A 13,288-nucleotide genomic window follows, 5' to 3' on the forward strand; every position below is an offset into this window, starting at 1 on the left:
CCTCTTGAGCTGGCCGCGAACGGCCGCCCTTGCGCGCCGAACCCTCGGGGCGAAAAGTTTTTGGGATAGGTTGGGATAGGATAGAGCGCATGTTTGAAGGGCTTTCGGAAAAGCTCTCTGGCATATTTGATACGCTGACCCGCCGCGGCGCCCTCTCCGAGGAGGACGTCAACGTCGCGCTGCGAGAGGTTCGCCGCGCTTTGCTTGAGGCGGACGTCGCGCTCGACGTCGTGCGCTCTTTCGTCGACACGGTGCGTTCGCGCGCAGTCGGCGCCAATGTCATCAAATCGGTGACCCCCGGCCAGATGGTCATCAAGATCGTCAATGACGTCTTGATCGAGACTCTCGGACACGACGCCGATCCGATCAATCTCGATGCGGCTCCGCCGGTCGCGATCATGATGGTCGGCCTGCAGGGCGCGGGCAAGACGACAACCACGGCGAAGATCGCCAAGCGCTTAACCGAGCGCATGAAGCGCAAGGTTTTGATGGCCTCGCTCGACGTCAAGCGGCCCGCCGCGCAGGAGCAACTCGCCGTGCTCGGCCGCCAGATCGGCGTCGATACATTGCCGATCATCGCCGGTCAGACCCCCGTGCAGATTGCGGCGAGAGCCGAACAGGCGGCGCGCTTGCAGGGCTATGACGTCGTCATGCTGGACACGGCCGGGCGCACCCATATCGATGAAGTCTTGATGCAGGAGATGGCGGAGATCAAGGCGGCGACGCGGCCGCACGAGATCCTGCTCGTCGCCGATGCGCTCACCGGGCAGGACGCCGTCAATCTCGCCAAAAGCTTCGATGATCGCGTCGGCATCACCGGCATCGTGCTGACCCGCGTCGATGGCGATGGACGCGGCGGCGCGGCGCTTTCCATGCGCGCCGTAACCGGCAAACCGATCAAGCTGCTCGGGGCCGGCGAGAAGATGGATGCGCTGGAGGATTTCCATCCCTCGCGCATCGCCAACCGCATTCTGGGCATGGGCGACATCGTCTCGCTCGTCGAGAAAGCGGCTGAATCGATTGACGCCGAGAAGGCGCAGCGCATCGCGGAGCGCATGCGCAAGGGCAAGTTCGATCTCGAGGATCTCTCCGAACAACTGGCGCAGGTCGAGAAGATCGGCGGCCTCGGCGGCATCATGGGCATGCTGCCCGGCATCGCCAAGATGAAAGATCAGCTCGCCTCCGCCAATTTGGACGATCGCATCATCAAACGTCAGCGCGCGATCATTTCGTCGATGACCCGCCAGGAGCGGCGCAACCCTGATCTGCTCAAGGCCTCGCGAAAAAAGCGCGTTGCGGCGGGCTCCGGCGTCAAGGTCGAAGACGTCAACAAGCTGCTCAAACAGCACCGTCAGATGGCCGACATGATGAAATCCATGGGCGGGGCCAACAAACGCGGCGGCGCCATGGGCAAGATGGCCTCGATGTTTGGGCTTCCGGGCGGCGGCATGGGCGCCATGCCGCAACCAACGCCCGAACAAATCGCCGCTTTGCAGAAGCAATTCGGGCCAATGCCGGGCGGACCGAGCGCTTCCGGCCCGGCCCCTAAGCCGGCGGTCCTTCCGCCGCCGCCGCCCGGCTTGGTCAGCGCCGCGCCGAAATTGCCGGGCCTTGGCGGCGGGGCGCCCGGAAAGCTTCCGGGACTCGGCGGCGGACTTTTGAGCGGGCTCAACCCGTTTGGAAAGAAGAAGTGAATTTACCTACCGCCAACCAACTCTGAAACCTCAACTTAACGCCGAATGCTTCGGCCAAATTGGAGAACTCGCATCATGCCCTTGAAAATTCGTCTGGCGCGCGGCGGCGCGAAGAAGCGCCCGTTTTATCGCGTTGTGGTCGCCGATTCGCGCATGCCGCGCGATGGCCGCTTCATCGAGCGTCTCGGCGTTTTTGACCCGTTGAAGGCCAAGGATTCCGCTGAACGGCTTGTGCTCGATCAGGACAAGGCGAAGGCCTGGATCGCCAAGGGCGCACAGCCGACCGATCGCGTCGCGCGGTTGCTTGACGGTCTCGGCGTTCTGACGCGCGAGGCGCGCAACAATCCGAAGAGGGCTCTGCCGAAGAAGAAGGCGCAGGAGCGCGCCACTGCAACCGCCGCCGCCGCCGAAAAAGCCGCCGCCGCGGCGGCTGCAGACGCCCCCGCAAACTGATTGACAGGCGGCGCTTCGATGACATCTTCGCGGCGCCCTCGCCTGATCTTTTTGTCGACAGGCGGCACCATAGCGATGGCCGCGTCATCCTCGGATGGCGCTGTGCTTCGCTTTGGCGCTGGGGATCTTGTCGGCGCCGTCCCGCAGCTCAAAGACCTCGCCGACATCGAAGCGCGCGACGTGTTAGCGAAGCCGAGCGCTGGCTTCACGCTCGCCGACATCGCCTTGATCGCCAAGGCCGCAGTTGAGGCCGCGCTATCCTTTGATGGAGTGGTCATCACGCATGGAACGGATACGCTCGAGGAAACCGCCTTCGCGCTATCCGTGCTGACCCAAACCGACGCTCCGATCGTCTTGACGGCCGCCATGCGCCGGCCGGATCAACCGGGCGCTGATGGTCCGGCCAATGTTTTGGCCGCCGCGCGGGTCGCCGCCTCGGAATCGGCGCGCGGCAAGGGCCCGCTTGTCGTGATCGATGATGAAATCCATGCGGGCGCGCTGGTTAGAAAGACGCATAGCTTCCGCATTCATGCGTTCTCGTCTCTCCCGTTCGGGCCGATCGGCTATGTCGCGGAAGATCGCGTCCGTTTTGCGTTGGCGCTCGCCGCGCGTCCGCCGCAGTTGCGTTACGGCGGACGCGCGGCGGTCGTCCCGATCATCGAGGCGGGCCCAGGCCTGGAGCCGCAGACAATCGCCGCTTTGGCGGCGGGCGGCGTTGATGGCCTGGTGTTGAGCCTTCCTGGGGCCGGGCATGTCGCAGCCGAAGCGGTTCCAGTCCTCGAGAAACTTGCGGCGCGGATGCCGGTTGTTTTCGCAACTCGCACAGGCGCCGGCGAAACGCTTCGCGCCTCCTATGGCTTTCCCGGCGGCGAGATCGATTTGATCGCGCGCGGTCTTATCCCGGCGCAAATGCTCGATCCCCGCAAGGCGCGGATCGCGGTGCTGCTGCTGCTGTCGGATGGCGCCGATCTCGCGCAGATCCGCGCCATGTTTGATCGCTTCTAAACCCTCGGCTTTGGGCAAGGTCGGCCAAACGTAATCCTCAAAACGCAGAGGCGGCCGCTCAAAGATGCCCACGAGACCAGGGGTCAAGAGCGGCGATCGCCAGCCTTCGCTCACGCTCGAAACAGCCCGGATAGAACGATTGCAAGCTACGGTCGATCATGTAAAAGTTACGTTATGATATAACGTTCATAGCGAGTCATTGATGACATCCAGTTCGCAGAACCCCCGCCTTCCGGTCACAGTGATTTCAGGCTTCCTTGGAGCGGGCAAGACGACGCTTCTCAATCACGTCCTCAACAATCGCGAAGGCCGGAAAGTCGCGGTCATCGTGAACGATATGTCGGAGGTCAATATCGACGCGGACCTCCTTCGCGAAGGCGGCGCCGACCTCTCCCGCACCGACGAAAAACTGGTGGAGATGAGCAATGGCTGCATTTGCTGCACCTTGCGGGACGATCTTCTCCTTGAGGTCCGCCGCCTCGCGGATGAGGGCCGGTTCGACTACCTTCTGATCGAGAGCACGGGCGTTTCGGAACCGCTGCCGGTGGCGGCCACCTTCGACTTTCGCGATGAAGAAGGCCAATCATTGAGCGACATCGCGCGGCTAGACGCCCTGGTCACCGTCGTCGACGCCATCAACCTCCTAAAAGACTACAGCTCCCACGATCTCCTGCGCGATCGGGGCGAGACGGCCGGAGATAATGATGGTCGCACGCTCGCTGACCTTCTCGTGGAGCAAATTGAGTTCGCAGATATCGTGGTCATCAATAAGGCGGCAGAGGTCGCTCCAGATCAGCTCGAAGAGGTGCGACGGGTCGTGCGCGGTCTCAACGCCGATGCGAAGATCGTCGAAACCGCGTTTGGCAAGGCGCCTCTCGACGCCATACTGAATACGGGCCTTTACAGTGAAGAGCGAGCGCAGTCGCATCCGCTCTGGCACAAGGAGCTTTACGACTTCGCCAATCACACGCCGGAGACGGAGGAATATGGGGTCCGCTCGTTCGTCTACCGCGCGCGCCGGCCGTTCCACCCGGCAAAGCTGCACGCCTTGCTGAATGCCGGATTTAAGGGCGTATTCCGCGCCAAAGGGCATTTCTGGATCGCCACGCGGCCGGCATGGCTCGCAGAGCTTTCGATCGCTGGAAGAATCGTCAGGACCGAAGGCCTCGGTCGCTGGTGGGCGGCGGCGCCGAAGGAGCGTTGGCCGACCGACGAGGATTCCGTCGCGCGCATGCGCCAGAACTGGACGCCAACATGGGGCGATCGGCGTCAGGAGCTCGTCTTCATTGGCGGAGCTGAGATGGACCAAGCGGCGATTCAATCCGCTCTTGATGACTGCCTTCATGGCAGCGTAACCACGGGCCTCGCCAAATCCCATGCGTGGCTGGACGATCCTTTTCCGGTTTGGGGACAAGCGGCCGAGTGATTGCTTTCGCGACATTTCGTAGGCTTGCAATTCACCATGTAAAAAGCTGTTGGAGACTTTCGCGCAAGCCTGCGCTTTTATGCTGACGAAGTTGGTCTCGACTGTTGTCGAGGTCAGCTTCAATTAGGAGAAGCAGCGTTTGCGCGAAGCCATCTCCTGCGCCGCAGACTGGGCTGACGCCCGGTCGCCTATGCGAGGGCGCCAGAATCGGTCAGCGCCAGCGCTTTATCTCCCGCATCCAGAGCGGCTGCGTGAGCCGCTCGCCTTCGCGCATATTTCCGCTTGAACCCTTCGACTCTTTCGGCAAGGCGTCGTACGTTGCGACTCGCCGGTTAGCCCGTTCAGCGCTCGACTGAATGGCCGGGGAGGTTTCACTATGCCAAGCCGAATCCGCATGTCTCTCGCCGCTCTGGCGCTTTCCTGCCTGGGGGCCAGCCTCCTTCTTGGATCTGGAGCCGCGCGCGCAAACGACGACGTGGTTCGCAACCAGCTGGCGAATAAGAGCTGCGTCCGCGGCGCGTTCAAGGATTATTATCGGCAAGGGCAAGGCGGCGATCCGGGGCCAGGCTATGCCGGACGCGTGTTCAAACTCAGCCAGGACTATCCAAATGAGTTGCCGCCAATGGAAGATTATCCATGGCTCAAAATCGATTTCAAGAATGGCGGCCCCGCCGATCCAAGGGCGTATCTTCAGGCCCTTCTCGATTATGGGTTGGAGGGCAATGTCGCGGTCGACTTCTACGTCGAGGACAACAAAGTGCGGAAATGGTACGGGACGCCATGGATGGACTGGAACACGGAGGTTGCTTCAGACTGGCCAGGAACGGATGGCCGCGAATTCGTCCACGGCCTCACTCATGAGTTCGATTCTTCCGGCAAGACGCTCAGCACTCTTCAGCACGACTTCGTCGACACTTGGTCAGGCGGCTATCTCAACGATCGCGCGGCCTTCGGCATAGGACAGGTGTATTGCAATCCCGACAATCCGAAGCCGGGAGCGCTGAACCCCGACCCGACGGGCCTCAACAACTTCCCGAACGGCTCATTCGTCATCAAACTCCTCTTTTCGACAGTGACCGAAAAGGAGTTGCCGATCGCGAAAAATGCGCTTGAGTGGAAGGCGGATGTCTTTGTGAATGACGATCCGAGCTGGCGGAACAAGGGCCCGATCTCTCGCTTCGAACGCGCCATAGGGACGGTTCGCCTGATTCAAATCGATGTCTCGGTGCGCGACGACCGCAGCATCACAGGATGGCTTCTCGGGACCTTCGGTTATGATGGAAACGCGAAGGGAGATACGCCTTGGGAGCGGATGACTCCGCTTGGCATTCAATGGGGAAATAATCCTAAGGTCGCTTTTGCGGAAACCTGCTCCGGTCCCGATGGGCCTTGCGACCGGGAAAAGCTGACTGAACAATGGATCAACGAACAGGCGGTCAAAGACCTTGCGACGCCGCCGCTCAATTTCGATCATCTTGGCTATGGAGGGCGTCTTGCCGGGCCCGTCGACAACGCGAAAGCGTCCTGCATGGGGTGCCATCAGACCGCCGGTTTTCCATCCGTGCCGATCCTGCCGGAGTTTTCCGCCAATGGCGCGCTCCTGAAGCTCGATGCCGGCAGGCAGCCTGGAAGCGAACAAAGCCTGCGGATGATGTATTACGGCAACATCGCTTCGGGAGCAGTGTTTAGCGATGAACAGCTCTATTCATCGGACTTTTCGCTACAGCTTTCGATGAGCCTTCAGAACTTCGTTTCTCTTCGTTGCGCCAACAAGTCTGACGAGGCGAGCGCGTCGAAGCCCGCGATCTGCGAGCAGCTCGCCGAATGGTCGAAAGCGCAGAGAAAGTCGATTGGCGATATCCTCACTTTCGGCTCGCCTGGACCGGACGGCGGACCCATGCAGTCCAACAATTAGAGGCTCGGGCCAAGCGAAAACCGCTATGTTTACGTCCCGACCGGCCTTGGCGCCGGTCGGGTTCGCGTCTCAGCCCTTGGGTCAGACCAGCAGCCCGCCTCCATCGACGACGATAACCTGGCCGGTGCTGAAGTTCTGCCGCATCAGGTAAAGATAGGTCTCCGCGATCTCCGAGGCCTCTCCGACGCGGCCAACAAGCAATTTGGCGCCCACGTCGCGGTACAAGGCCTCCCGGGCGTCCTCCGGCAACTGATCCCACATTTCGGTTTTCACCACGCCGGGCGAAATGATGTTGACGCGGATGGGAGCCAGCTCCATCGCTAGCGCGCGAGTCAATGCCTCCATCGCGCCAAGGATGCTCGAAGGGACCACCCAGCCTTTGGGCGGCCGTTGCCCGGCGATGCCGGTCGTCAGTACGATCGAACCTCCCGTCCGGATATGGGGCGCGCCATAATCGCAGCCGTCAGCGCCCCCCAGAAACGCACGTCGAACGCGCGGCGCGCATCGGCGATGCTTGTTGTTGAGAATTCGCCGAGCAGCAATGGATCGCCGGCGGTATACACGAGGTGGTCAAAATCGCCGACGCGATCAAAGAAGCCGCTCACCTGATCTTCATTCGTGACATCCACCACGTGGCCGTCCGAGCCTTTCGGCAGCGCGCTCAGAGCGCGTGAGACGCGTTCCTTCTTGCCCAATGCGATAACCACGCTGGCGCCTTCGCGCGCCGCTGCTTCCGCCGTCGCGAAACCGAGGCCGGACGTGCCCCCAAGGATCACGATCCGCTTACCTTTTAAAGTCATACTAGGGCCCAGACCCATAAAATGGTTGGCGTGACAGGCGGATTGTGATTCACAGCTTCCGAAAGGAAGCGACTATGAATCGGGATCAATTCTGGCTGACGGACGCGCAGTTCGCGAAGATCGCGCCGCATCTTCCCACGGACACGCGCGGCAAGGCGGGCGTCGATGATCGCCGGGTGGTCAGCGGGATCATTCATGTGCTGAAATCTGGCGGACGCTGGATTGACGCGCCGCTGGAGTACGGGCCAAAGAAGACTCTCTACAATCGCTACGTTCGCTGGGCTGCTAAGGGCGTTTGGATCGATCTGTTCCACGCGCTTGCGCAAGCAGGCGGGCCGCCGGCGCAGGTCCTCATCGACTCCTCGGCGGTCAAGGCGCATCGCTCGGCCAGTGGCGGCAAAGGGGGGAGAAGAATCAGGCCATCGGCCGTTCGCGCGGCGGGCGCACAACCAAAATCCACGCATTGACCGATGCGGACTGCCGCCCGCTGTCTTTCATGCTCACCGGCGGCCAAATCGCCGATTGCTCGGCGGGCGCGGAGCTTATCGCGCGACTTCCTCCTTGCGAAATCCTCCATGGCGACAAGGGCTACGACGCAAATGCGATCCGTCGGCAGGTCGAGGAGCGCGGAGCTATGCCGAATATCCCGCCCAAGGCCAATCGCAGGTGGAAGAACTGCTTCTCGCCCTTCCTCTATCGAAACCGCAACGCCATCGAACGCATGTTCTGCCGCCTGAAAGACTTCAGGCGCGTGGCTACCCGCTACGACCGAAACGCCATAAACTTCCTCGCCACAGTCTGCATCGCCGCTACCGTTTGCTACTGGTTGTGAGTCTGGACCCTAATCTCCCGGCAGATCCGATGTGTCTGCGTCAAATGATGCAGCCTTGCTATAGCAATGTTGGCGAGTTCGGAAAGAGCCGCAGAGAACGGATGACGACTCATTGAGCGGCTACGGCTTTACAGTGCGTCTGGAGCAAGCCGCCCTGAATGTTACAATTGTAAAGAAATTTACCTGCGACGTAATCGCGCAATGGCGAAGTCGTCATTTTTGCTCGCCGCGCCTTGAAGTTTGGGAGCAAAAGCGTTCAGCGATTGGATTTGTGGCGCTCTAGCTGATTTAATTGAATCATTCTAAATATGAAATATTCAAAGTTTAGAATAAATATAAATCATACACGTTTGCACGATCGTCGCCGGCGATGTAAGTCGAGCCCATGATGAATTGGAACTGGACTTAAGTCCTGCCAGTCGCTCATGGGACGGAAACTCCAATTACTGCTGTCTTGTCCGATCGGCCGCAATCCGGCCGCTTTGTCGCATTTTGAGGCCCTATTCATGCCCCGATCTATGCAACTTCTCTCTCCGCTGCGATCTCGCCCGGTGGGCGTGCGTCGGTTACAATCAAACCGCACCAGCAATGGCGCATCGCGGGATCCGAGTCGGGGCGGCCTCGGCCTGCCGAGTGCGTCGATTCTCGGGCTTCTACTCGGCGCGGCCTTTTGGCAATCGCCTGCCGCCGCGCAAGGTGTTTCGCCCGATGGCTCCATCGTCCTGCCGACCCTTGAAGTCGACGCCCCGGCGGCGCCTGCCGCGCCCCCCGCGCCGACAACTCCAACGCCAGCCCTCGATCAGCCGGCAGGAGAGACTACCTATACGCAATCGAGCGACAGCTATCGCGACAAGCCCGCGCTCACCGTGCGCGACATGCTGGACCAGACGCCCGGCGTCACCTTCCAGGGCGGCAACGGACCGCGCGATATTTCGATATCGGTTCGCGGCTCCAACGATCACCAGGCCTTCGGAATCCGCAACATTCAGATGCTGGAGGACGGATTTCCGTTGATCCAGCCCGATGGCCGCGGCCGCACCGACCTGATCGACCCGCACGCCTATCGCAGCATTGACGCGTTCCAGGGTCCGGCCTCCACGCTATATGGCAATTTCGCGATCGGCGGAGCCCTGTTCCTGCACACGCGGAATGGGGCCGACATAAACGGCGTCGAGCTCGGCAGCGATTTCGGCAGCTTTGGCACGATCAACAATTACGCGACGATAGGTTTTGCGGGACAGAACTACGATTTCATGTTCTTCGGCAGCAATGTGCGCGGCTCCACCGCCACAGCGCACACCGATTACGACACGCCGACGCAGAACGCTCGCATTCGCGTCGACGTCACGCCAACCGACCGCCTGATATTCAAATTCATCAACAACAATACCTTCACCGACCAGTCGGTGCGTCTGTCGCTCAATCAGTTCAACATCAACCCCTATCAAAGCGGCTGCGCGGCGCTGCAGAGCGCGGGCTGCGGCAGCGTCTCCGTGTTCCGCAACGGCGCCGCCGGGGCCACAGTCAATATCAGCCCCGAGCAGGCAGGCCTGCAGCGCGACGACAGACGGACTTTGGGCGGCGTGCGTTGGGAGCACGACATCGACGGCAGCACGCTGTGGACCTCGCAATTCAGCTACGACCAACTCGATATCGATCAGCCGAACACGGCCATCGCGGAAGAAGGGAAGTTCGATTCATTCGATATCCGCTCGGACGTAACGCACAAGGGCTCGATCTTAAACATGCCCCTCACCACCTACATAGGCGGCGGCTTCGCTTTCCTCGATTTTGGCGATCATTTCCACAATCTGAACCCGGAAGGAGGAAACTCGCTGGGTCCGCTGTCCCAAACCATCTACGGCCATCAAGCGAATGCGAGTCTGCGCTTCCAAGAGGATTTGCAGTTCGCGCAGAATTGGCGGTTCGTGACCGGGCTCGGCGGCGAGTATTCGAACATCGGCGCGACGGAAACCAATTTCGACCCGACGCAACCGGGCGACGTGGTGAGCGGCATCATTCCGGCCAATCGCACCTTCTTCAATCTGGCGCCCGAGGCTGCGCTGATCTACACGCCGACCTCGGACTGGACGCTGCACACCCGGCTTGGCACTGGTTACGGCACGCCGCAACCGCAAAGTCTGTTCGTCACCTCTCAAGGCACATTCGGCAACAACACGCAGTTGAAGACGCAGACCAATATCGGCATCGATCTTGGCGCCGCATGGGAGCACACGCCGGCGCTGCATCTTCAGGCGACGGGTTTCTATGAATTCTACCGCAACGAGCAAGTGACGGAGAGCGCCGGCGCCGGACTGCAGAACTTCACGTTCAACGCTCCCGCGTCGGAGCATCGCGGCGTTGAGCTTGCGGCAAGCTGGCATCCTCTTATGGAGACCCTGCCGGGCGCGCGCATCCAATTGTCTTATCTCTACGACAATCAGATTTACACCAATTTCACCGATACGCTGTCGAGTCCAACTGCGTCCGCCAGCTTCAACCGGGATGGCAAGACCATCCCTGGGGTCGTGCCGCACTTCCTCGATGCGCGCGTGCTTTATGACCAGGATCATGGCCCCCTGCAGGGCGTTGGCGGTTTCGCCGAGCTGGTCTACCGCAGCTCCTTCAACCTCGACAACGCCAACGAGCTCCAGGCGCCAGGGTACGCCATCGTCAATCTCGGGCTGCATTACGACCCGCCTGCGAACCTTGGTCTGGCGCATGGCATGCACATCTATTTCGAAGTGCAGAATGTGTCCAACACAACCTATGTGGGATCGGCCTCCAACATCACCGATACGCTCGGCGCAAATGGACAGGTTGGCAATGCCGCCACCCTCGCGGCCCACACGGGCTCGATATTCGCGGGCAATCCGCGCACTTTCTTCGGAGGCGTCCGCGTCACATTCTGACGCGGACTGCGAACTGCAGATTCGGAGTAGGCTCCCGCCTACTTCTTCGTCCGCCTGCGTTTGGCGAGCGAGGCGAGCATGAGCAGTCCCGCCTAGAACGGATAGAAGCGGAGGCTGCCCATGACGATGTTTTCCGTGGCCTTCGGCGCTCCGCCGATGCCATTGAAGCCATATTTCTCGGTGAAGGAATATTGCAGACCGGTCCGGAACGATCCGAATGGTCCCTGGTAGATCTTATCCCAGAAGCCGGCGGTGAGCTGCCGGATCAAATGGACGTTTCCGTTGCAAACCGTGGAGCCTGGGGTCGTGCATCCCGCATTCGAGAAAAGCGGATTGCCATAGCCGAAGGCGTTGACGGTCCTCCCCGTCGTCGTATCGGAGAAGCTTGCCTGTTCGTCTTCTTGCCCGGCATATCCGTAGATGTCGAGCTCTGGCGAAGCGTGATAGACTAGGCCGGTGAGGAGCATGGTTTCTTTGAGCGGCGCGATGGTGCCATTCCAGTTGAAAGTGACGTCGGAGAGTTGTCCCGCGCCATAGCGTCCGATGCCGCGGCCAGTCAGGCCCGAGAACTGAAACTCAAGAGTTTTCGGAATGATCGGCACCAGTATGGAGCCGCCGACGCCGCCGCCGAAGACATCCTGATTCTGGCCATTAACTTGACTATAGAAATCGCGCATCAGGCCGAAGGCCTCCATGTGGATATGGCGATCCTCGAACGACGGGTCCCAGGCGACCTTGCCGATGATGTCCGGCACATGATTGAGAGAGATCGCATTTCCAGAATTGAACAGAGACCCGCCAACCGGAACGACGGTGTTGACCAACGAGTCCGGAAGCGTCGCCGGCGTTGTGCCAGCCGTGGTGAAGCCGCCGAAGGTCGTCGCTGGGTTTTCAGCCGATAAAGCGAACCACAACGTCTGGTCGAAATCCTTGACGACGCGGATCTGCGGATTGCGCGTCCAGACAAAACCGGGGACGTACTGCGCGTCGATCTGCAGAGGAATATTCTCTTGGCGGGGCATGATGCCTTGGCTGTTCATCGTGGCGAGGGACCAAGTCTGACCGGCGAGGAGATGAGCGCCGAAATCATCTTGATCAATCGCGGCGTAAAGGTTTCGAATGCGTGGGGTAAAGGAATTGCTCTCGTTTAAATTGGCGGTTTGAGCAGCGCCTTCGAAGTCAAGATCGAGGAAGCCGGATATATGCGTTGTAGGATTGACGTCGCCTTTCACGAGAAGCGAGGGACGGCTCTGACGCGCGGTGAACCGGAACTCGTTGGCGTAGCCCGAACGGACGTTTCCGAAAGGAATGTTTTGAAACGGCGTGCCGATGTCGGCGCCGATGAAATGGCTGCGGTACAAGCCCGTGAGCTCGATGAAGCCGCCGGGCGTGATGCTGACGCCGTTAATATAGAGACTGGGAGCGCCAGCAACGGGCAGCCCTCGAATTTCTGACTGTATCGCAGTAGCGCCTGTGAGCGGGGCTCCTCCGGCAAGCGGCGCAATTCCAACGCCAGGCAGCGATGGCGCTGCGGCTCCGCCATATGGCAATCCGCCTGCTTGCGGCATTGGCTGCGCGGCGGCGTTGCGCTGACCCGCGACAGGAGCAACTTCTCTAATGACGACCTCTTTGCGGCCGATATGTTTCATTCTTTCGCGAAGCTCGGCATTCTCTTTTGCAAGGCGCGCGTTATTCTTCTCGATCTCCGCGTCGCGCTTTTCCATCGCATCGAGACGCTTCATGACGTCATCCATCGTCGCAGCGGCAAAGCCTGCATGCGGCGCCAGCGCAAGAGCAAAAACTGCCGTCGCCGTTCCGATAAGAAACTTAGCTCTCATTCTCTCCCTCCTGAATCGTCCAGCTTTTTTTGCTGGTCTCGCCGATCCGTGAGCGCCTTTTGATTAAGACGGAGCGTATCTTCGGATCGACAGGCATTTCCCCATCGCAGTGACCTTACTTCCTCTGCGAAAATTTGTTCGAAGTCACCCTGTTGTCATGATGCTGCGGCAACTGGCGACTGATTAGGTCCTGACGTGACTTTTTTATCACGTTTGGCTTAAGCCTGTTGAGCCTGCCGCGCGTCAATGCAGTCACCCGCAGCTGCGAGACCATTGCGCTTTTCTCATGTGAAAAAACGGCCTTCCCTACAGGTCAAACCATTTTCGCCGATGGCGGCGCAGCGACCTCGTGAATCCTGCGGCGCTGCGCGCGCGTTATCGAAAGCGCCGCATGAAAAGATCCATTGCAAAAA

Annotated in this window: 10 protein-coding genes; 7 read left to right on the plus strand and 3 right to left on the minus strand. The window is 60.3% G+C overall.

Annotation, left to right across the window (positions count from 1 at the left end):
* Positions 1-89: 89 nt before the first annotated feature.
* The 5 genes from ffh (at position 90) to WDN46_01335 (ending at position 6,493) form a co-directional block, all read left to right on the plus strand.
* Positions 90-1,694 (plus strand): signal recognition particle protein, encoded by a 1,605-nt coding sequence (ffh, locus tag WDN46_01315; protein ID MEJ0092106.1) that lies wholly within the window; start codon positions 90-92, stop codon positions 1,692-1,694.
* A 75-nt stretch (positions 1,695-1,769) separates the two neighbouring features.
* Positions 1,770-2,147 carry a 30S ribosomal protein S16 gene (gene rpsP, locus WDN46_01320; GenBank protein ID MEJ0092107.1) on the plus strand — a complete coding sequence of 126 codons (378 nt, stop codon included), beginning with the start codon at positions 1,770-1,772 and terminating at the stop codon, positions 2,145-2,147.
* 18 nt (positions 2,148-2,165) lie between these two features.
* A complete protein-coding gene (locus WDN46_01325; protein ID MEJ0092108.1) occupies positions 2,166-3,152 on the plus strand; it encodes an asparaginase in 987 nt (328 codons plus the stop codon).
* A 202-nt stretch (positions 3,153-3,354) separates the two neighbouring features.
* Positions 3,355-4,578, plus strand: a complete 1,224-nt coding sequence (locus WDN46_01330; GenBank protein ID MEJ0092109.1) for a GTP-binding protein — start codon at positions 3,355-3,357, stop codon at positions 4,576-4,578.
* Between the two features lie 376 nt (positions 4,579-4,954).
* Positions 4,955-6,493 (plus strand): hypothetical protein, encoded by a 1,539-nt coding sequence (locus tag WDN46_01335; protein ID MEJ0092110.1) that lies wholly within the window; start codon positions 4,955-4,957, stop codon positions 6,491-6,493.
* Between the two features lie 81 nt (positions 6,494-6,574).
* Here WDN46_01335 and WDN46_01340 read toward each other — a convergent pair whose 3' ends face one another.
* Entirely contained in the window at positions 6,575-7,021 is a 447-nt protein-coding gene (locus tag WDN46_01340) for an SDR family oxidoreductase (protein ID MEJ0092111.1), read from the minus strand.
* A complete protein-coding gene (locus tag WDN46_01345; GenBank protein ID MEJ0092112.1) occupies positions 6,904-7,311 on the minus strand; it encodes an SDR family NAD(P)-dependent oxidoreductase in 408 nt (135 codons plus the stop codon). Before WDN46_01345 ends, WDN46_01340 begins: the two co-directional genes overlap by 118 nt.
* A gap of 56 nt (positions 7,312-7,367) precedes the next feature.
* Between WDN46_01345 and WDN46_01350 the strand changes: the two genes are divergently transcribed.
* A protein-coding gene (locus WDN46_01350) for an IS5 family transposase (GenBank protein ID MEJ0092113.1) occupies positions 7,368-8,125 on the plus strand; the annotation gives its coding sequence in 2 pieces (ribosomal slippage) (positions 7,368-7,707 and positions 7,707-8,125; 759 coding nt in all).
* Between the two features lie 557 nt (positions 8,126-8,682).
* Positions 8,683-11,037, plus strand: coding sequence for a TonB-dependent receptor (locus WDN46_01355; protein MEJ0092114.1), 2,355 nt, complete (start codon positions 8,683-8,685; stop codon positions 11,035-11,037).
* A 92-nt stretch (positions 11,038-11,129) separates the two neighbouring features.
* Here WDN46_01355 and WDN46_01360 read toward each other — a convergent pair whose 3' ends face one another.
* Positions 11,130-12,875 carry a hypothetical protein gene (locus WDN46_01360; protein ID MEJ0092115.1) on the minus strand — a complete coding sequence of 582 codons (1,746 nt, stop codon included), beginning with the start codon at positions 12,873-12,875 and terminating at the stop codon, positions 11,130-11,132.
* Positions 12,876-13,288: the final 413 nt, after the last annotated feature.

It is taken from the genome of Methylocella sp., from assembly GCA_037200525.1.
Classification (GTDB): Bacteria; Pseudomonadota; Alphaproteobacteria; order Rhizobiales; family Beijerinckiaceae; genus Methylocapsa.

Coding starts and splice junctions, on each gene's coding strand:
- ffh (MEJ0092106.1), top strand. CDS start 90: ATGTTTGAAGGGCTTTCGGAAAAGCTCTCTGGCATATTTGATACGCTG.
- rpsP (MEJ0092107.1), top strand. CDS start 1,770: ATGCCCTTGAAAATTCGTCTGGCGCGCGGCGGCGCGAAGAAGCGCCCG.
- WDN46_01325 (MEJ0092108.1), top strand. CDS start 2,166: ATGACATCTTCGCGGCGCCCTCGCCTGATCTTTTTGTCGACAGGCGGC.
- WDN46_01330 (MEJ0092109.1), top strand. CDS start 3,355: ATGACATCCAGTTCGCAGAACCCCCGCCTTCCGGTCACAGTGATTTCA.
- WDN46_01335 (MEJ0092110.1), top strand. CDS start 4,955: ATGCCAAGCCGAATCCGCATGTCTCTCGCCGCTCTGGCGCTTTCCTGC.
- WDN46_01345 (MEJ0092112.1), bottom strand. CDS start 7,311: ATGGGTCTGGGCCCTAGTATGACTTTAAAAGGTAAGCGGATCGTGATC.
- WDN46_01360 (MEJ0092115.1), bottom strand. CDS start 12,875: ATGAGAGCTAAGTTTCTTATCGGAACGGCGACGGCAGTTTTTGCTCTT.